Source organism: Saccharibacillus sacchari DSM 19268 (assembly GCF_000585395.1).
Classification (GTDB): Bacteria; Bacillota; Bacilli; order Paenibacillales; family Paenibacillaceae; genus Saccharibacillus; species Saccharibacillus sacchari.
Map to the genome: position 1 here is coordinate 138,677 of NZ_KK073875.1, position 18,871 is coordinate 157,547.

Annotated in this window: 17 protein-coding genes; all 17 read right to left on the reverse strand. The window is 53.4% G+C overall.

Features of this window, described 5'->3' with window-relative positions; translation table 11 throughout:
* Positions 1 to 13: 13 nt before the first annotated feature.
* The gene (gene rpsP, locus SACSAC_RS00625) at positions 14 to 286 is read right to left on the reverse strand and encodes a 30S ribosomal protein S16 (RefSeq protein ID WP_037282436.1); all 273 of its coding nucleotides are present in this window, start codon (positions 284 to 286) and stop codon (positions 14 to 16) included.
* Positions 287 to 365: 79 nt separating this feature from the next.
* On the reverse strand, positions 366 to 1,742 hold the full coding sequence (ffh, locus tag SACSAC_RS00630) for a signal recognition particle protein (RefSeq protein ID WP_037282438.1): 1,377 nt from the start codon (positions 1,740 to 1,742) through the stop codon (positions 366 to 368).
* Positions 1,743 to 1,825: 83 nt separating this feature from the next.
* Positions 1,826 to 2,182 carry a YlxM family DNA-binding protein gene (gene ylxM / locus SACSAC_RS00635; protein WP_037282442.1) on the reverse strand — a complete coding sequence of 119 codons (357 nt, stop codon included), beginning with the start codon at positions 2,180 to 2,182 and terminating at the stop codon, positions 1,826 to 1,828.
* A 145-nt stretch (positions 2,183 to 2,327) separates the two neighbouring features.
* Positions 2,328 to 3,953 carry a DUF1593 domain-containing protein gene (locus SACSAC_RS00640; RefSeq protein WP_037282445.1) on the reverse strand — a complete coding sequence of 542 codons (1,626 nt, stop codon included), beginning with the start codon at positions 3,951 to 3,953 and terminating at the stop codon, positions 2,328 to 2,330.
* Positions 3,954 to 4,648: 695 nt separating this feature from the next.
* The gene (trhA, locus tag SACSAC_RS00645) at positions 4,649 to 5,290 is read right to left on the reverse strand and encodes a PAQR family membrane homeostasis protein TrhA (RefSeq protein WP_037282448.1); all 642 of its coding nucleotides are present in this window, start codon (positions 5,288 to 5,290) and stop codon (positions 4,649 to 4,651) included.
* A 281-nt stretch (positions 5,291 to 5,571) separates the two neighbouring features.
* Complete coding sequence (ftsY, locus tag SACSAC_RS00650; protein WP_037282451.1) at positions 5,572 to 6,591, reverse strand: signal recognition particle-docking protein FtsY; 1,020 nt, start codon at positions 6,589 to 6,591, stop codon at positions 5,572 to 5,574.
* 30 nt (positions 6,592 to 6,621) lie between these two features.
* Entirely contained in the window at positions 6,622 to 10,191 is a 3,570-nt protein-coding gene (gene smc, locus SACSAC_RS00655; protein ID WP_037282452.1) for a chromosome segregation protein SMC, read from the reverse strand.
* Between the two features lie 268 nt (positions 10,192 to 10,459).
* Positions 10,460 to 11,149 (reverse strand): ribonuclease III, encoded by a 690-nt coding sequence (rnc, locus tag SACSAC_RS00660; protein ID WP_037282454.1) that lies wholly within the window; start codon positions 11,147 to 11,149, stop codon positions 10,460 to 10,462.
* A gap of 12 nt (positions 11,150 to 11,161) precedes the next feature.
* Complete coding sequence (gene fabF, locus SACSAC_RS00665) at positions 11,162 to 12,406, reverse strand: beta-ketoacyl-ACP synthase II (protein ID WP_037282456.1); 1,245 nt, start codon at positions 12,404 to 12,406, stop codon at positions 11,162 to 11,164.
* A gap of 119 nt (positions 12,407 to 12,525) precedes the next feature.
* The gene (acpP, locus tag SACSAC_RS00670; RefSeq protein ID WP_037282458.1) at positions 12,526 to 12,759 is read right to left on the reverse strand and encodes an acyl carrier protein; all 234 of its coding nucleotides are present in this window, start codon (positions 12,757 to 12,759) and stop codon (positions 12,526 to 12,528) included.
* Between the two features lie 216 nt (positions 12,760 to 12,975).
* A complete protein-coding gene (gene fabG, locus SACSAC_RS00675) occupies positions 12,976 to 13,725 on the reverse strand; it encodes a 3-oxoacyl-[acyl-carrier-protein] reductase (RefSeq protein WP_037282460.1) in 750 nt (249 codons plus the stop codon).
* A 39-nt stretch (positions 13,726 to 13,764) separates the two neighbouring features.
* Positions 13,765 to 14,700, reverse strand: a complete 936-nt coding sequence (gene fabD, locus SACSAC_RS00680; protein ID WP_037282462.1) for an ACP S-malonyltransferase — start codon at positions 14,698 to 14,700, stop codon at positions 13,765 to 13,767.
* A gap of 87 nt (positions 14,701 to 14,787) precedes the next feature.
* Positions 14,788 to 15,777, reverse strand: a complete 990-nt coding sequence (locus SACSAC_RS00685; RefSeq protein ID WP_037282465.1) for a beta-ketoacyl-ACP synthase III — start codon at positions 15,775 to 15,777, stop codon at positions 14,788 to 14,790.
* Entirely contained in the window at positions 15,777 to 16,853 is a 1,077-nt protein-coding gene (gene plsX, locus SACSAC_RS00690; RefSeq protein WP_245608563.1) for a phosphate acyltransferase PlsX, read from the reverse strand. The genes SACSAC_RS00685 and plsX overlap by 1 nt, the downstream gene beginning before the upstream one ends.
* A gap of 24 nt (positions 16,854 to 16,877) precedes the next feature.
* Positions 16,878 to 17,450 carry a transcription factor FapR gene (gene fapR / locus SACSAC_RS00695; protein WP_037282468.1) on the reverse strand — a complete coding sequence of 191 codons (573 nt, stop codon included), beginning with the start codon at positions 17,448 to 17,450 and terminating at the stop codon, positions 16,878 to 16,880.
* A gap of 529 nt (positions 17,451 to 17,979) precedes the next feature.
* Positions 17,980 to 18,153 carry a 50S ribosomal protein L32 gene (gene rpmF / locus SACSAC_RS00700; RefSeq protein WP_018975076.1) on the reverse strand — a complete coding sequence of 58 codons (174 nt, stop codon included), beginning with the start codon at positions 18,151 to 18,153 and terminating at the stop codon, positions 17,980 to 17,982.
* Positions 18,154 to 18,221: 68 nt separating this feature from the next.
* A complete protein-coding gene (locus tag SACSAC_RS00705; protein WP_037282473.1) occupies positions 18,222 to 18,731 on the reverse strand; it encodes a YceD family protein in 510 nt (169 codons plus the stop codon).
* Positions 18,732 to 18,871 lie beyond the last annotated feature (140 nt).

Sequence of the window (18,871 nt, forward strand, 5' to 3'; positions counted from 1 at the left end):
CCGAGTCACTGTCTTATTTTTGCAGTTTGGATTCATGGAATTTCTTCATGATTCCGGCTTTGCTCAGCAGGTTGCGAACAGTATCGGACGCTTGCGCGCCTGTTTGCAGCCAAGCCAAAGCTTTTTCTTCGTTAATGCTCACTACTTGCGGTTCAGCGACCGGATTGTAGTAACCAATTTCTTCGATGAAGCGTCCATCACGCGGGGAACGGGAGTCCGATACCACGATACGATAGAAAGGTGCTTTATGCGCACCCATGCGCTTAAGACGAATACGAGTTGCCAAGAAAATCACCTCCTTCAAGAAATAAACGGCTTCGAAAAACCGCGGCGGCTGTTCAGCCTATATAATGCTCCTTTTCCGTTTAACGGAACGGGAACCTCATGCCTTTGCTCATTTTTTGCATTTGCTTCATCGCTTTGTTTTTGCCGCCCTTCGGATCCATCATGCCCGAAAGCTGCTTCATCATCTTTTTCATCTCGTCGAACTGCTTGATCAAACGGTTGACTTCGGCCAGCGACGTACCGCTGCCTGTCGCGATCCGCTTGCGACGACTGTAATTGATGATGTCCGGCGACTGCTTCTCCGCACTCGTCATGGAATGCACGATTGCTTCGATTCGACCGACCTGTTTGTCATCGACCTTCAGGTCACTCTTTTGCTTCATTTTGTTCATGCCCGGGATCATATCCATGATCTGATCAAGCGGTCCAAGTTGCTTGACCTGCTCCATCTGCTCCAGAAAATCGTCGAAAGTGAATTCCGCGTTGCGCATTTTGCGCTCCATTTCCTTCGCCTTCTTCTCGTCGATGCCGGACTGCGCTTTCTCGATCAGCGACAGCATGTCACCCATGCCGAGAATCCGCGAAGCCATGCGTTCCGGGTGGAACGGCTCCAGCGCGTCCAATTTCTCGCCAAGTGAGATAAACTTGATCGGACAGCCTGTTACCGCCTTGACGGATAACGCAGCACCGCCGCGAGTATCGCCGTCAAGCTTGGTCAGCACCACGCCGGTCAACGACAACTGCTCGTTGAAGCTCGCCGCAACGTTTACCGCGTCCTGACCTGTCATCGCATCGACGACCAGCAGCACTTCATCCGGCTTGGTTTCCGTATGAATCTGCTTCAATTCTTCCATCAACTGTTCGTCGATGTGCAGTCGGCCGGCGGTGTCGATGATCACGTAATCGTGACCCTTATCCTTGGCTTCTTGCAAGCCTTGGCGGGCAATCTCTACCGGACTCACTTGATCGCCAAGCGAGAAGACCGGCACGCTCAGTTGCTCGCCAAGCACTTGAAGCTGCTTGATCGCCGCCGGACGATAAATATCGCCTGCGACGAGCAACGGACGGCTTCCTTGCTTTTGAAGCATTTTCGCCAACTTGCCGGTTGTAGTTGTTTTACCCGCACCTTGCAAGCCCGCCATCATAATCACGGTCGGCGGCCGATTGTTTTTATTGAGCTTCGACTGCGTACCGCCCATCAGCTCCGTTAATTCTTTATTTACGATGTCGATGATCACCATGCCCGGCGTGAAGCTCTCCGTCACTTCTTTTCCAAGTGCCTTTTCCTTCACCTTAGCGATGAAGTCTTTGACAACTTTAAAGTTGACGTCGGCTTCCAACAGGGCCAGTCGCACTTCGCGCATCGCGTCGTTAACGTCGTCCTCGGAAATCTTTCCTTTACCGCGAAGCTTGCCGAAGACGTTCTGCAATCTCGTTGTTAATCCTTCGAATGCCATATGTTCACCCCGCTTCCGTATCTATTCTCTCTATTATATACCGAAAGCCGATCCATTATCGAATTCGTAAAACGGCGTAACCGCTACTCCAGAGCCTGAAGCTTTTGCGCAATAATTTCGAGTTGGCTTCGCACTTGCTCCGGCAACTTTTCGTCATTAGCCAAGGTCCCCAGTTCGCGAATCTCCTGCATGCGACGATCATGTCGCTGCAACAGTTCGAGCTTCGCTTCATAATTCTCCAGCGTCTGCTCGGCACGCTTGATATGTTCATACACCGCCTGGCGGCTGATTTCGAATTCCGCGGCAATCTCGCCCAGCGAGAAATCATCGTGGAAGTAATACTTGAGGAAAGTTTGCTGTTTCTCTGTCAGCAACTGCTCGTAAAAAGCGAACAGCAGGTTGATTCGATTCGTCTTCTCCAGACGATTTTCTTGACTCATCCGGAACACTCCTCTCGTCAAGGGAAAACACTTTACACACCAATCAACGTTCCCTATCATACCGAAAAGAAAAGAAGATGTCAAGCGCTTTTGCTTAACATCTTCTTTCATGAATCAAAATTTGTTTTCCTCCTGATCCAGCCTGTTATTTCACGGTAATAATGACTCGTTGGTAGTGCTTCAGATTATGCGTTCCATCGTCCGTGACCTCTGCAATTATGTGAATAGTATCCCCGGATTTAGCATCGGTCGGAACACGGAACTTAACCGTATCGGTATCCGCGCCGCGCATCCCGATCGTATTGCGATGTTCACCCTCCGCTTTCTCGCGATGCAAGCCAAGCTGCAAGTCGCCGGCCATCTCTTTGACCGCTTCTAACGGCTCGACCGGAGAATCGTTGTACGTATCGGCTTCATGGTAACGCCACCACCGATAAGTCAATTTGTCGCCATCCGGATCGCTGCCGACGGCATGCAGAATCAGGTATTGGCCCGGAGAAGCACTAATATCCAGTCCTTCTTTGACGCTCAGTACGGGATTATGGTTCGCCTGCGAATAATCCGTTGCGACCGCCCAATCCGCTCTTGCCGCAAAATCGCTCTGAATATCGTCAAACCAGCGCATCAACGTAAACTCGGCTTCATAACGTTGCGTGTATACATCATAGTCAAGCACATTGTTGCGATACAGCTGGTCGCCCGCTTTACCGAAACGCCCTCCCCAACCTCCGTAGCTCGGATCTTCCATGCTGCGCAGTCCGTTATCGATCAGATAGAAGAAAGATGGCGAATCGCCTTCGGAAATGAAATCATATCGATCGTACTGAGGGTTTGCAGCCAGATATTCCTCGCTCCCGCGCTGTTCTTCCGCCAACTCGCCGTCGATCATTTTCCCATCGCCCATCAGCGCGTACAGCTCAAGCAGCGGGCCGTGGTCTTTTTGGATATTTTCGAGATTCCACATGCCGTGAAGTTTGTCGTTCACCGCTTCAGTATGATACTTCCAAGCGTAAGCGAAGTGCCAGAAGTTAAATTGATCGTTGACGATGCGAATATTCGGCCAACTCTTGGCAATATAGTCGTTATAACTGTCATCCTGATCCAAAATGATGTAGAGGACGAGTTTGTCGTTGATTTTCTTTTGGATGTCTGCCCATTCCGCCGTGCCTTTGTATTGTTCTTCAATAGACTTCAGTGCACGTGCCGTAGTATTCGTACCGCCCCATGTCTGTACATACAGGTCGCGCGAATCATTGTCCAGGAAAAGTTCTTTCAGGAATTCGGAACCTTCCGTAACCTGTTCCATCTCGCCTTTGTCCGTGATATTGCCGATTTTGGTTACGCTGCGCACATACTCCGGCGTCGGATATCCGTTCGCCTGCTTGATCAGATTCGGATACGCCTGCTCGTAAGCATTGATCATATCCGTCAGCCATTTTGTTCCCGTCCAGCGGTAAGGCTCAATGTTTTTGGCCGGATCGCCTGAATAATGATAGACCGAGCTGGTTAGTACAATCCCCGCCAAGTCCATCTCGTTCGAATATAAAAGAAAACGCAGCATGGAGTTCATATCATCCACTTCGCCGTCGTTTGTGATGACCGTTCTGGCTTGACTTTGTTTCAATTGAGTTTGCTGCTGCGGCGTGAGCGTCTTTAGCCCCGCCGAAGTTACTCCTGCATCTGCCGCAAATGCTTGCACGCAGCCACCGGCTACCAGCATTGCACTCAGATTCAACGCTAACAATGTTTTTACCCATTTCCCTCTGTTCATTACGTCAGCACCCTCTCTGATTGATCTTTCGACCGCTCGGAATCGCATTTTCTCGTAAGGGCCCTTTACGAAAAAAACCTGATTACCGCCGCATCCCCCAAAAGGGCACGCGGTAGCAATCAGGTTTTGCCTGCACGACCAGTCACAATCCTAATACTCAGCATAGCGCAGAGACGGATATTTGTAAACGGTAACAATTCTAAGGCGTGCACACGGTGGATGTTTGTGCGTGGGGCTGCGGGGGAATTCGTTTCGGTCGCGTGTTGTTTTTGAGAAATTTTATTATAGGTTATAAGGTGATTTCTCAAAACAAAGGCGAGCGCTTCACAGCATATGCTCCCGAAGTGCCTTTTCTTCGAAAAGCCTGTACTACACGAACTCCCCCTCCGCCCAGCCACCATTTGCAAATGGGAGGAAGGTAAAAAAAAGAAGCCGGGGAATTGTCCCGGCTTCTGAACTTGCAAAGAAGTCTAGCGTAACTGGAAGAAAGAAGGCGGAGAGAGAAATTCAGTGAAGGAATGGAATGTTCGCCTTTGAAATCGGGAAAATACAAATAAAATTTTCAATCCATTTTCCCGATTTCAACACGCGACCTGAAGCATTTCGAAGAAATGCACTTCGGAAGCCTATGCTGGCAATTTCTCTCGCAGTCTTCTGTCTTCCCGCGTACACGTAACTTTTTAGAGAATTAAGCTTCAAGGCAGCAAATACATCAGGATGCAGAAGAAATGAAGGATGCTGCCTGCAAGGACGAACAGATGCCAGACGGCGTGATGGTGAGGGAAACCTCGCCAGACGTAGAAGATCGTTCCTACGGTGTACATGAGGCCGCCCGCGACGAGCAGGTGGATGCCTTCGGCCGGGATGGCTTGAGTCAGCGCGCCCCACGCGAGTACGATCAGCCAGCCCATCAGGATATAGAATAGAGTCGACATGAACAGAAACTTTTTGACGAAAAAGGCTTTGAACGCGACGCCTCCGATTGCGATCGCCCAGACGATTCCGAACAAGGTCCAGCCGAGCGGTCCGCGGATCGCCGTCAGCATGAACGGCGTGTACGTGCCTGCAATATACAAATAAATCGAGGAATGGTCCATGAACTCGAAGAAATCTTTCACTTTGCCTTCCCTGAAGCTGTGCACCAACGTTGAACTCATATATAGAAGAAGCATCGTTACGCCGTACACGGTGAAGCTGACGACATGCCAGGCATTTCCTTTCAAGCTGGCAAAAACGATCAGCAGCACAAGTGCAGCAACGCTCAGTGCGGCTCCGATTCCGTGCGTGACCGCGTTGGCAACCTCTTCCCGACGGGAATACGTATGCGTGTTAGCCATATGGCCATCCCTCTCTTTCTTCATTCAGATCTGTTTTCCAATTGTTTCTGCAAAACCTGTCCGTTTTCACAACAATTGATTTCATTATAAACGTTCGGACGGCGCTTTACCAATTACAAACGTCATCTTTTCAGGAGGAATTTCGGACATTTTTTTGTTTACATAAAAAAAACAGGCAAACTGCGCGATCGGAATAAAGCTCCGCCGTCAGGTCGCCTGTCTTGCTGCATAGGCCGCGTTCGAAATCAGGTTCGCGCGGCCCGTATCAGGATTATCTTTTTTTATTGCTCGGACGAATCAGATTCGCCTTCTTCGCCCTCAATCAGTTCCTCCTCGATCAGACCAGCGAACAAGGCATGTACGAACTGCTCCGAATCGAATTCTTGCAGGTCTTCCATTTTCTCGCCCAAACCGACCAGTTTAACGGGAATGTTCAGCTCTTGGCGGATCGCCACGACGATACCGCCTTTAGCCGTACCGTCGAGCTTGGTCAGCACGAGGCCGGTTACGCCGCTTTTCTCGCCGAATAGTTTGGCTTGGCTGAGCGCGTTCTGTCCGGTCGTCGCATCCAGCACCATCAATACTTCGTGCGGCGCGCCCGGAATTTCACGCTGGATAACCCGGAAGATTTTGTTCAGCTCGTCCATCAGATTACTCTTATTTTGCAGACGGCCTGCCGTATCGCAGATCAGGATATCCGCATTGCGCTGCTTGGCAGCCTGTACCGCATCGTACATCACGGCTGCCGGGTCGGAACCCGGGCTTTGCTTGATGACTTCGACGCCTGTCCGCGTGCCCCATACTTCGAGCTGCTCAATCGCGCCCGCACGGAACGTATCGCCTGCGGCAAGCAGTACCTTTTTGCCTTCGCTTTTAAACTTGTGCGCCAACTTGCCGATCGTTGTCGTCTTGCCTACGCCGTTGACGCCAACGAACAAGATAACCGTCGGTCCTTCCTGGCTCATATTAAGCGAGTTGTCCTGTTCGCCGCGCAGCAATTCAACCAGCTTCTCGGACAGAACCGGACGCAGTTCGCTGGCATCGCTCAAGCGGCGCTTTTTCACTTCCGCACGCAGTTCGTCGATCAATCCCATTACGGTATTGACGCCGACGTCCGCACCGATCAGAATCTCTTCCAACTCTTCGTAAAACTCTTCGTCGATCTTGCGTCTGCGAACCATAAGGTTGGATACGTGCTCGACGAAGCCTTTGCGCGTTTTTTCCAGACCGTCTTTAAACTGCTTGGTCACCGCGTCCGTTTTGCCTGCGATGCTTTCTTTTAATTTACGAAAAAAACTCATGCTTCCCGTCCTCCAATCGTATATGAAACGTCAGGCAATCCCGACTTCCTCATCTTCCAAACGCACGGATACCAGTTTGGATACGCCGCCTTCTTCCATGGTCACGCCATACAGGACGTCGGCTTCTTCCATCGTGCCTTTGCGGTGCGTTACAACGATAAACTGTGTCTGCTCTGCAAATTCCCGCAAATATTGGGCGAAGCGCACCACGTTGGCCTCATCCAGCGCCGCTTCCACTTCGTCGAGCACGCAGAACGGAACAGGCTTCACGTGCAGAATCGCGAACAACAAAGCCATTGCCGTCAATGCGCGTTCGCCGCCGGAGAGCAGTTGCAGATTTTGCAGCTTTTTACCCGGAGGCTGGGCCACGATATCGATTCCGGTCTCCAGCAGGTTTTCCGGATCGATCAGTACCAGATCTGCGCGTCCGCCGCCGAACAGCTTGGAAAAGACCGTGCCAAACTGTCTGCGAATCGCATCAAACGTCGTTTTGAAGCGCTTGGACATCTCCTCGTCCATCTCGCGGATGACCAGATACAGCTTGGCCTTCGCTTCCATCAGATCATTTTTCTGCTCGTCCAGGAAGGTGTAACGCTCGCTGACGCGATCGTATTCTTCGATGGCGCCCAGATTCACTTCGCCGAGCAAGGTAATCTTGCGTTTGATTTCGCGAACATCAAGACGCGCCGATTCCGGATCTTCCGGCAACTCGTAACGCTGCCTCGCCAATTCGTAGCCGATTCCATATTCCTCGGTGAGCTTTTGCAGCGTATTCTCCAACTCCACGTCCAGACGGGTCGCCTGGATTTCGGTATGCCGGATATTTTCCTCGGCCGCCTTCAACTCGCTGCGCTGCTTGTGCGTCTCGCCTTCGCGTTCTTCCAGCTTGCGCTGGCGTTCCGCACGTTCGCCTCGCTTTTCCTCGAGACGTTCCTGCGTCACGCTTTTCAGGTCCTTGGCTTCTTGAAGTTCGCGCACGTGATTTTCCGCGTCCTTCCGGTTCGCCGCCAATTCCGCTTCCGCTCCGCGCAGCATCTTCCGTCGGTCGGCTAGTTGGTTGGACACCGTTCCCGTTTCTTCACCCAGACGACTTAAGCGCTCTTCAAGCGAAGCCGTCTCCTGAACAAGACGGCTTTCGCGCACGCGAAGTTCAGTCAGATGGTCCTGAAGCTCCTCTTTGGCGGATTCGCTTGCTTTGCGCGCAAATTCGGCTGCTCCGATAGCTTGTCTTGTCGCGGCTTCTTCCGCTTCCAGCTCTTTAAGCTTTTCTTCCGCTTTTTTCCGACTTTCTCCGGCACTTTCCAGCTCTTCGTGATAACCCGAGCGTTCTTCGCCGTGCAGCGCGAATTGCTCGTTGACATGACGCAGGCCGTGTTCCGTCTGTTTCAATTCGCCGTCCAGCTGCTGTTGCTGCGCACGCAAGGAATCGCCGCGCTCGCGAAGCTCCGTCAAACGCTGCTCGCTGGCAACGGCCAGTTCGCCATTTTCACGTTCTTCGCGCGAAAGACGCGCAATCTCGCGTTCGCTTTCCTTGATCTCTCGCTCCAACTGTTCCAAAGCGCGCTTGCGCCCCAGCAAACTGCCGCCGCGTCGATTCTGGCTGCCGCCGGTCATCGAACCGCCGGCATTGACCACGTCGCCCTCCAGCGTCACCACGCGGTAGCGATAGTTCAAACGCGAAGCGATACCGTTCGCATCTTCCAACGTTTCGGCAACGACCAGGCCGCCGAGCAGGCTCCCTACGATATCGGCATAACGCGCGTCGGCTTCCACCAGTTCGGCGCCGATCCCGACAAAGCCTTGCGCACCGGATGCGGCACGTTTGTCGCTCTCGGACATATGCCGAGGCCGAATCACGTCCAAGGGCAGGAAGGTCGCGCGACCGAGCTGCCGCTGTTTCAGATAGCCGATCGCCTTGCGCGATACGGCTTCATTTTCCATGACAACATGTTGAAGCGAAGCACCCAGCGCCGTTTCGATCGCCGTCTCTACCTTTTGCGGCACCGTGATTAATTCCGCGACCGCGCCGTGCACGCCTTCGAGTTGGTGATTTCTTGATGCCTTCAATACTTCTTTGACGCCGACCATAAAGCCTTCGAAGTCTTCCTGCATTTCTTGCATCGTATCGCGTCTGGAAACGAGCGCTTCGCGCTTTTGTTCCCACTTCCGGGCCGAAGCCGAGCTGTCGGACGCCGTTTTTTGCAGCGTATGCAGCTTCTCGCTTTCTTCGATATACGAGCGGCGCAGTGCAGTAATATCCTCGGAAGCCTGATCCAATGCAGCTTTACGCTCCGCATGCTCCTGTTCAAGGCGTTTCTTCTCGGCTTCCCAACGTCCGGATTCTTCGTCCACGCGGTTCATTCGCCGCATGACGCCTTCCTTTTGCTGATCGGCATATCGGATTTCGTTGCGAGTCTGCGCCATTTTGTTCATCAGCTCAAGCAGTTCGCCTTTTAGCGTCTCTTCTTGTTCATGGCTGATGCCTTCCGTCACCCCCGTCAACTTGGCTTGTTCAGCCGACAGTTCGGTCTGCAAATGGGTCAGTTCCAATCGCGCCGCATCCAGCTTGTTTTGGACAAACAAGCTTTCCTGCTTGCGCTGATCGAAACGTTCGCCTTCATTCTCGATCGCTTCTTTCAACTGCTCGCGCGATTGCTCCAGATTGCGGCGGCGCTCTTCCAGCAGTTGAGCGTAGCCCTCCGACTTTTCGGACAGTTCGCTGTAACGAAGCAGACGTCCCTGAAGCTCTTCGATTTCATTCTCTACCGCCCGAAGGGCCTGACGGTCGCTTTCAAGCGTCCGATCATGCTCGTCTACAATAGCGGCTAGCCGTTCACGCTGCCGTTCAAGCGCCGCCAGCTTTTCCGACGCAGCTGTCCAAGCCTCGTGAATCTCGCCGATTTGGTACACGAACAAAGAAATTTCCTTGTCTTTCAGTTCTTCCTTCAATTCCTTATAACGACGCGCTTTCTCGGCTTGCGCTTTCAGCGGGCCGATCTGATCTTCCAGCTCCGTGACCAGATCATGAATACGCAGCAAATTCTGCTCCGTATCGGCCAGCTTGCGGTTCGCTTCCTTTTTACGCGATTTATATTTAACGATGCCTGACGCTTCTTCGAAAATACCGCGGCGATCTTCCGAACGGGTACTCAGAATTTCCTCGATCCGACCTTGCCCGATGATCGAGTAGGCCTCTTTACCGATGCCCGTATCCATGAATAACTCCGTGATATCCTTCAAACGGCAAGGCTGACGGTTGATCAGATACTCGCTGTCTCCGCTGCGATGAACGCGTCTGGTAACCGTTACTTCGGAAAAATCCAGCGCCAACACGTGGTCCGTATTATCGAGCGTCAGCGACACTTCGCCATAGTTGACGGCTTTGCGCGCATCGCTTCCGGCAAAAATGATATCTTCCATCTTTCCGCCGCGCAGGCTTTTCGCGCTTTGTTCACCCAATACCCAGCGAATACCGTCAGAGATATTACTCTTCCCGCTTCCGTTAGGGCCGACGACCGCGGTGATGCCGCGGACGAATTCCATTTCGGTTTTGTCGGCGAAAGATTTGAATCCGGCGAGTTCGATCCTTTTCAGATACATGACCGGCGCTCACCTCCCTTTCTAGTGTTGATGCTTAGCTGGCTATAATTTTGATGCTTGGCTGGCTTGCTTACTTGCTTCGATTAGATGTAAGTTTATGCCTGTCTGAATCGCACTTGAAACATGTGCGTTTCAGACAGGCATAAACCATGATTTAGGCGAAGCAAGCTTCTACAACGCAAAAGAGCAAAAAGCGGCATAGGCTGATTCGGACGATTCCGACATAAAGCTTGCGGCCGCTCTTTGCTCTTCACTTGTATGGCATGCTCTACAGTTTAAGCGTCTCCAGCGCCGCGGCCGCAGCTTGCTGCTCGGCTTCCTTCTTGGAACGTCCCGTTCCGCGGCCCAGGCTGCGTTCGCCCATATAGACTTCGGACACGAATTCCCGTTCATGCGCCGGACCGCGTTCTTCCACGATCCGATATTCCAGCACGCCGAGATTATGGTGTTGGGTCAATTCCTGAAGTTCGGTCTTAAAGTCGCTCATTTGCAGTTTGCCGTCCCAGGCAACCTGCGGGAATACATAACGGTCCAGAAACCCCCGAACCGCTTCAAGCCCCTGGTCGAGATACAATGCCCCCACGAACGATTCAAATACGTCCGCAAGCAACGCAGGACGACTGCGTCCGCCTGTCAGCTCCTCGCCTTTGCCAAGCAATACGTAAGCACCGAAATTCAGCACCTCCGCGAACTTGACCAGCGAAGGCTCACACACGATAGCGGCGCGCAGCTTGGTCAACTCCCCTTCGGGACGGCCAGGGAAACGATTGTAGAGAAATTCCGACACCGTCAGCTCTAGTACCGCGTCGCCCAAAAATTCGAGCCGCTCATTATCATGATGCTGACTGAACCGGTGTTCGTTGACATACGACGCATGCGTAAAAGCTTGTTTAAGCAGAGGCTTATCCGCAAACTGGATTCCTAGTTTGTGCTGCAGTTGTTTCAGATCTCCGCTCAACGTTCCGGCTCCTTACGCTTCGAATTTTTTAAGAATGACGGAAGCGTTATGTCCGCCGAATCCGAACGAGTTGGACATCACTACGTTCAAGTTCGCTTTGCGAGCCACGTTAGGTACGTAGTCGAGGTCGCACGCTTCATCCTGATTGTCGATATTGATTGTCGGTGCCATGATCTGGTGTTCCAGAGAAAGGGCACAAATTACGGCTTCCACCCCGCCGGCTGCGCCGAGCAAGTGCCCGGTCATGGATTTGGTAGAACTGACGGCAACTTTGCTTGCATGTTCGCCGAGCGCTTTTTTGACCGCAGTCGTTTCCGACTTGTCGCCCGCCGGAGTCGATGTGCCGTGAGCGTTGATGTAATCCAGATCTTCCGGTTGAAGACTCGCGCTTTTCAAAGCCATGGTCATGCAGCGAGCAGCGCCGTCCGGATCGGGATCGGTCATATGGTGCGCATCCGCGCTAAGGCCGTAACCGACTACCTCCGCATAGATATGCGCGCCGCGAGCTTGGGCATGTTCCAGCGATTCCAATACGAATACGCCGGCGCCTTCGCCCATTACGAATCCGTCGCGATCCTTGTCGAACGGACGGCTTGCCTGGGTCGGATCGTCATTGCGCGTGGACATCGCCCGCATTGCGCAGAATCCGGCCAGTCCCGTCGGACGAATCGTCGCTTCCGCGCCGCCGCAGATCATCGCATCGGCATCGCCGCGCGCGATCAGCTTGAACGAATCGCCGATCGAGTGCGTACCCGTGGCGCAAGCGGTCACAACCGATGTGTTCGGGCCTTTGGCACCCAGTTTGATCGATACGTCGCCGGAGCCCATGTTCGCGATCATCATCGGGATAAAGAACGGGCTGACCCGCTTCGGTCCCTTTTGCATCAAGATCGTGAACTGGTCTTCCCAAGTGCCCAGGCCGCCGATACCCGAACCGACGATGACGCCAATTCGTTCCGCTTCGATCGAATCGCCGATCTTCAATCCGCTGTCTTGCAGGGCTTGCGTAGAGGCTGCGTAAGCGAACTGCACATAGCGGTCCATCTTGCGCGCTTCCTTGCGTTCTACATAGTCTTCGGGATTGAAGTCGTGAATCTCCGCGGCAATCTGCGTCGGATACTCGCTGACGTCGAAGCTCTCGATTTTCGAGATCCCCGATTTGCCTGCGAGCAAACTGTTCCAAAACGTTTCCACGTCCTTGCCGAGGGAAGTCACGACTCCCATACCGGTAACGACTACTCTATGTTGCTGCTCCATATGGGCCACCTCTATATTTGCGAGTTCCCATTTAAAGGGAAGTCTTATTATTGTTCCATAATGTAGGAGAAGTCCCGAGCCGGCTTCGTAAAAGCACGGTGCGGGACCCTTAAACGTCCTTAGGTATGCGATTGTATGTAGCTTACAACGTCACCTACGGTCGTGATTTTCTCTGCGTCTTCGTCAGAGATCTCCAAGTCGAACTCGTCTTCGAGCTCCATTACCAATTCGACCACGTCGAGCGAGTCCGCTCCGAGATCTTCCTTGAAAGAAGCTGTAGGCGTAACTTCCGCTTCGTCGGCACCCAGGCGGTCCACGACGATGCGAGTTACGCGCTCCATCACATCAGACATCCGATTCACCTCCTCTTCAAATGGTATTATACGAGAAGCTCCGCCAAAATGCCACTGTTTACGGATCGGGTTTGCAAACAAACGTTTGTAACCCGATTTCCATCCAGTAGCTCGACCAAATTAAACGTAGGGTTGCGTCCGGCTGAAGCGTACCTAAAGCGTGCACGTTTCAAACGAACACAAACCTCTGATTAAGATTGGTCAAGTTACTAGGGTTTACATATACATGCCGCCGTCGACATGCAGGACTTGTCCTGTCATGTACGAAGCGTCGGGCGAAACAAGGAAAGCAACGGCCGTCGCGACTTCCTCCGGACGGCCGAGACGATTCAGCGGAATTCCCGCGAGCAGTCCCGTCTTGATTTCTTCGGATAAAACATCCGTCATGTCGGTATCGATAAAGCCCGGCGCCACGCAGTTCACGGTGATGCCGCGGCTGCTGAACTCTCTAGCGCAGGACTTGGTCATGCCGATTACGCCCGCTTTTGCCGCCGTATAATTGACTTGACCGGCATTGCCGATCGCGCCGACGACCGAAGAAATATTGACAATCTTGCCGGAGCGCTGCTTCATCATCGGCCGCGTTACCGCCTTGATGCAGTTGAACACGCCTTTGAGATTCGTCTCGATCACATCGTCGAATTCTTCTTCCTTCATGCGCATCACCAGATTATCGCGAGTGATTCCCGCATTATTAATCAGGATATCCACGCTTCCGAACTCGGCGGCTACCGATTTGACCAGTTCTTCTGCCTCTGCGCTTTTGCCTACGTTCGCTTTGAACGCCGCGGCTTTTACGCCGAGTGCTTCCAGCTCGCGCACCACTTCCAGCGCGGAAGCTTCGTTGCCTGCATAATTGACCGCCACGTTCGCCCCGCGACGCCCCAGTTCGAGCGCAATGGCCCGACCGATTCCGCGCGAAGCGCCTGTAACCAATGCATTTTGTCCTTTGATCGGCTGTTCCATATTCAATGCTAACCTCCCGTTTGGTCGTTGTCGCGCCGCTTAAGCCAGCGCTTCGGCCAAGCTATCCGCAGCTTCCAAGCTGTTCACGCTGAACACCTGTACGGATTTGTCGATTTTCTTGATCAGTCCCGCCAATACGCTGCCCGGTCCGATCTCGACGAAAGTATCCACGCCTTCGCCGATCAACCATTGTACGCTATCTTCCCACAGAACAGGAGAATAAACCTGGCTGATCAACGACTCGCGTACCGCTTCTGCTCCGCTAACCGGACGCGCGGTAACATTCGCGACAACCGGAATGCGCCCTTCGCCCAAGGTCACATCCGCCAGCTTCTCTCCAAGCTTTTCTGCCGCTTCCTTCATCAAGGACGAATGGAAAGGACCGCTGACTTCCAAAGCGATCGCGCGCTTGGCGCCGATTTCTTTGACGCGGGCGCTGAGCGCTTCCACGCCTTCTGCCGAACCCGACACCACAATCTGCCCCGGGCAGTTGAGGTTCGCGGGTTCAACAACCGTGCCTGCCGCCGAAATCTCGGCACAAAGCTCTGCGAGCTTGCCGCGATCCGCGCCGAGAACGGCCGCCATTGCGCCTTGTCCGCCCGGAACGGCAGCTTCCATGAATAGGCCGCGCGCACGCACAATAGTTACCGCATCTTCGAAAGAAAGCACGCCGGCCGCTGCCAGGGCGCTGTATTCGCCCAAGCTGTGCCCCGCCGCATAGTCGGCTTCGATTCCCTTGGCCTGAACAGCTTGCAGCAAGGCAAGACTTGCCGTCAACAACGCAGGCTGCGTGTTGGCGGTTTGCTTCAGATCGTCAACCGGTCCATCGAAGACCAGTTTGGTCAAACCGAAGCCGAGTGTGCGGTCCGCCGTATCGAACAGCGTTTTGGCATCCGGAAGCGCATCGTAGGCGTCGCGGGCCATTCCCACGCTCTGCGCGCCCTGTCCGGGGAAAACAAATGCTATTTTGCCCATCGTGAATATTCCTCGTTTCTGTTGGAGTCGCATACGGTTCTCCGGGAATCCCGAATTGCCGCATGCCGATCAAGTTCTTTTACCCCATTACCAGATCAATGCCGCTCCGCCCCAAGTCAGTCCGCCGCCGAAACCGACCATCACCACGCGGTCGCCTTCTTTGATGCGTCCTTGTTCGTAAGCCTCGACCAGCGCCAGCGGAATGGAAGCCGCCGACGTATTCGCATATTTATCGACGTTGATCATGACCCGATCTTCGGACAGGTTCAGACGCTGCATCGCCGATTGAATAATGCGAATGTTGGCTTGGTGCGGAATGAACAGATCGATATCGTCTTTGGTCATTTCCGCTTTGCGAAGCACTTCTTCCGTTGCCGTGCCCATCACGCGCACGGCAAACTTGAATACGTCGCGGCCGTTCATGTAAATAAAGTGCTGCTTGGCATCGACCGTCTCCGCGGAAGCAGGCAGGCGCGAACCTCCGGCAGGCAGTTTGAGCTGATCGCCCCCTGCGCCTTCCGCGCCCAGATCGAACGATTGGAAACCGCGACCTTGAGGAACTTCGCCCAGCACGACTGCACCGGCTCCGTCGCCGAAAAGGACGCAAGTGTTGCGGTCCGTATAGTCGGTAATACGAGACAACGTATCCGCGCCGATGACCAGCGCGTTATTGTACATGCCGTTTTGGATGAATCCGGTTGCCGCGGCCAGGCTGTATACAAAGCCCGAGCATGCCGCGCTCAGATCGAACGCCGCCGCTTTTTTAGCGCCTAACTTATCTTGTAAAATGCAGGCTGTCGAAGGGAACGAAGTATCCGGCGTGATCGTAGCTACAATGATCAAGTCCAGCTCTTCAGGCTTGATGCCCGCCGAAGCCAGCGCTTTGATCGAAGCTTCGTAAGCCAAGTCCGATGTCGCCTGTTCCGGCGCCGCGATATGGCGCTCGCGAATTCCGGTACGGCTGACGATCCATTCGTCGTTCGTTTCGACCATTTTTTCAAGCTCTGCATTATCCAAAATCCGCTCCGGCACGTACTTGCCCGCTCCGATCACGCCGACCGGCCGTAAGTTCTTCATTAATCCGTCACTCGCTTCCCGCTGATTTGCTCGTTTTCTTGTTCGTATGCCGCGTCTTGTTCATCTGTCTGTTTTTGCTCGCGCACCATGATTTGCATACTGCTGGAAATACTTGAAACCAGTTGGCTTTCCAATGCGATCTTGGCTTGACGCACAGCGTTTTTGATGGCTTCGGCGTCAGAAGACCCATGCGCCTTGATGACCAACCCGTTCAGGCCGAGCAAGGGCGCGCCGCCATGCTCTTTATAATCCATCTTCGATCTGAGGCCGCGAAGCTGAGGCATGACAAGCGCCGCGCCGATCTTGGCTTTGAATGAAGAAGTTAACTCCTGTTTCAATAATTTGAATACGGCTCCTGCCGTGCCTTCGAGTGCTTTGAGCAGGATATTTCCCGCAAAACCGTCACACACAAGCACGTCGCAAACCCCATCCAAAATGTCACGAGCTTCAACGTTGCCCACAAAGTTGACAGGCAGTTCGGAAATAAGCGGGAATGCGGCTTTCGTCAGCTCATTGCCTTTTCCCGGTTCCGTTCCCACGTTGAGCAAGCCTACACGAGGATTGGTGATGCCGTGTACTTTTTCGCGGTATAGGCTCCCCATCAGCGCATATTGCGCCAAATGTTCCGGCTTGGCATCCATGTTGGCTCCAAGATCAAGTGCCAATGTACCTTGCCCGCTTTCGTCAAGCGTCGGGATCATCGGTGCCAGCGCCGGGCGCTCCACGCCGTTCATTCGTCCGACGACGAGAAGTCCCGTTGTCATCAGGGCGCCGGTGTTGCCTGCCGAGATCATGGCGTCGGCTTCGCCTTCCTTGACCATGCGTCCCGCCACGACCATCGAAGCATCTTTTTTGCGGCGAACGGCCCGAACCGGTTCATCGTCGCCGGAGATGACTTCTCCCGCATGAACGATTTGCAGATTGGGCTTGCCCTCGCCGATCAGCGGCGCAAGCTTCGCTTCATCGCCGACCAGCTTGATCGTGATATCGCTCCACTCGGCCGCCGCTTGCAATGCACCGGCAGCCGCGCTATCCGGTGCATGGTCGCCGCCCATCGCGTCTATTGCAATAATCATTTCCGCGTCCTCCTTTTGACCGTATTACCGGTTCTTGTCGTCGGACCGGTAGATGATGAAGTTCCCCTGAAACACCATTTCTTCGCCGACATAAGACAGCACTTCGACCTTGGCTCTTCCCGCCTTGCCCGGACTGCTTCGAACATAGGCTTTGGCTATGCACTTCTCGCCGAGATGAATCGGCCTTACGAAGCGCAAGTCCGCAGATGCCGTCAGTGCGATCTCGTCGTTAATCACCGCAACGGCAAGCGAGTTGGCCTGGGCAAAAATATGGTGTCCGCGCGCAATCTGCGTGCGGCTGAATACATGCTCGTCGCGAATTTCAAAGATCGAAATCCCGCTTCGATCAAGCTGAAGATCAATGATGTCGCCGATGACTTCTTCCGCAGCCAGCGACCGTACTTGATCGTAAGACCGTTCCGCCATCAGCTTCATTCGCTCGCGAAGCTCGGGAATCCCAAGCTCCATCCGGTCGAGGCGAATCGTTTGGATGCTGACTTTAAGGCGGCGTGTCAGTTCCCGGTCAGTCACGAACGGATTCTCGTCGATCAACTCGACAAGTCTCTGTTGACGCTGACGCTTTGGTAAACGTTCGATGCCGGTCTCCTCCTTTGCCGGACGCCCGGGGCGTCCCAGATCCGCAAAGCGCCTAATGATAATATGAGTAGCTTGACCAAATTAAATGCAAGGTTACGCCCGTCCGAGATTTCGTACCTAAAGCTTGTACGAAGTCTTCAACGGAATCACAGTTTCATCCGAACGTAAACCTATGATTGAGAGTGGTCGAGCTACTTATACCTTGTCAACGTTAGAAGTAAGGTTATGTTTGGATTAAAAGTTGACAAGGTATTTAGTCCGATTATATGCGCCCGTTACCGGGCCGCTTCCCCTTTGAATCAGAGCTTCGCGAAGGCCGCGCAATCTTGTGCGCTTCTTATGTAGGTCCGCCGCAAAGACTTTTAGAACCTGGTACTAACCGCTAGTATAAATCATTCCGCCGAAAAAGGAAAGAGGGAACGAAAGCCGAAGCGTTCGTCCCCTCTTTTTCCGAGGTAAAAAGCAATAAAAAAAGCCCCGCCGAATGGCGAGGCTTTCTCAAGATCGGCAAGCGATCATCGTTCGAGAATTATTGGGAAATAACTTCTCTGGACTTGTAAGTTCCGCAAACTTTGCATACGTGGTGAGCCAGTTTGAGCTCTCCGCATTGTTCGCACTTCACCATGCCCGGCACCGCCAGCTTGAAATGCGTACGACGTTTGTCGCGGCGCGTTTTGGACGTTCTCCGTTGAGGTACTGCCATGTTTAACACCTCCTTATTCAAGTCAACCGGCCCGAAGGCCGGGTGCTGCTGCCCGATCACTTACGAGCTTACTTAAAGAAATCTTTGAGCCCGGCAAGCCGGGGGTCGATTACCGTATTGTCGCAGCCGCAGGCCGTCTCGTTCAGATTACTTCCGCACGTCTGGCAGAGTCCTTTGCAGTCCTCTTTGCACAGCGGCGCGCTAGGCATGCCCAGCGTCAAGTATTCTTCCAGATAAGGCGACAGCTCGATCACGTCGTCGTCCGCGAGGATCATGTCCTCGTCGTCTTCAAGGTCCGCTTCGTCTTCTTCACGCTGCTTGAATCGTTCTTCGAACGGAATATCCAATTCGATACGAGCAGTCTCCAGACAACGTGAGCAAACCATATCCAAATGTCCCGTAAGCGTTCCGCTCACGCCTACCGTTCCGTCGAGCGACGGCGAAGCCGTCAGTTCGACCAAAACAGGAGAAGCGGAAATCACGTCCGTACGACCTTCGATCGTTCGTTCAATCGGCACATTGCCGCTCAACTGAACCGGTTCGCCGTTTTGAATCGTTCTGCGCAAGTGCAGACGCATATTCATCACTCCAAACAAACAAAGTTATTATATCGACTTAACTTCTGTTTTGTCAACAGTCAGTCAAGTATTTTTCATTTACGCCCTTTTCGGCGCGCGGCGCGGCTTGAAGAGTCATTTCACCCTTTCGCCGAAGCTTT

Bases quoted from the DNA above. Each gene is read 5' to 3' on its own strand.
- ffh (WP_037282438.1), bottom strand. From the start codon at position 1,742: ATGGCATTCGAAGGATTAACAACGAGATTGCAGAACGTCTTCGGCAAG.
- ylxM (WP_037282442.1), bottom strand. From the start codon at position 2,182: ATGAGTCAAGAAAATCGTCTGGAGAAGACGAATCGAATCAACCTGCTG.
- SACSAC_RS00640 (WP_037282445.1), bottom strand. From the start codon at position 3,953: ATGAACAGAGGGAAATGGGTAAAAACATTGTTAGCGTTGAATCTGAGT.
- trhA (WP_037282448.1), bottom strand. From the start codon at position 5,290: ATGGCTAACACGCATACGTATTCCCGTCGGGAAGAGGTTGCCAACGCG.
- ftsY (WP_037282451.1), bottom strand. From the start codon at position 6,591: ATGAGTTTTTTTCGTAAATTAAAAGAAAGCATCGCAGGCAAAACGGAC.
- smc (WP_037282452.1), bottom strand. From the start codon at position 10,191: ATGTATCTGAAAAGGATCGAACTCGCCGGATTCAAATCTTTCGCCGAC.
- fabF (WP_037282456.1), bottom strand. From the start codon at position 12,406: ATGGAGCAGCAACATAGAGTAGTCGTTACCGGTATGGGAGTCGTGACT.
- acpP (WP_037282458.1), bottom strand. From the start codon at position 12,759: ATGTCTGATGTGATGGAGCGCGTAACTCGCATCGTCGTGGACCGCCTG.
- fabG (WP_037282460.1), bottom strand. From the start codon at position 13,725: ATGGAACAGCCGATCAAAGGACAAAATGCATTGGTTACAGGCGCTTCG.
- fabD (WP_037282462.1), bottom strand. From the start codon at position 14,700: ATGGGCAAAATAGCATTTGTTTTCCCCGGACAGGGCGCGCAGAGCGTG.
- SACSAC_RS00685 (WP_037282465.1), bottom strand. From the start codon at position 15,777: ATGAAGAACTTACGGCCGGTCGGCGTGATCGGAGCGGGCAAGTACGTG.
- plsX (WP_245608563.1), bottom strand. From the start codon at position 16,853: ATGATTATTGCAATAGACGCGATGGGCGGCGACCATGCACCGGATAGC.
- rpmF (WP_018975076.1), bottom strand. From the start codon at position 18,153: ATGGCAGTACCTCAACGGAGAACGTCCAAAACGCGCCGCGACAAACGT.
- SACSAC_RS00705 (WP_037282473.1), bottom strand. From the start codon at position 18,731: ATGCGTCTGCACTTGCGCAGAACGATTCAAAACGGCGAACCGGTTCAG.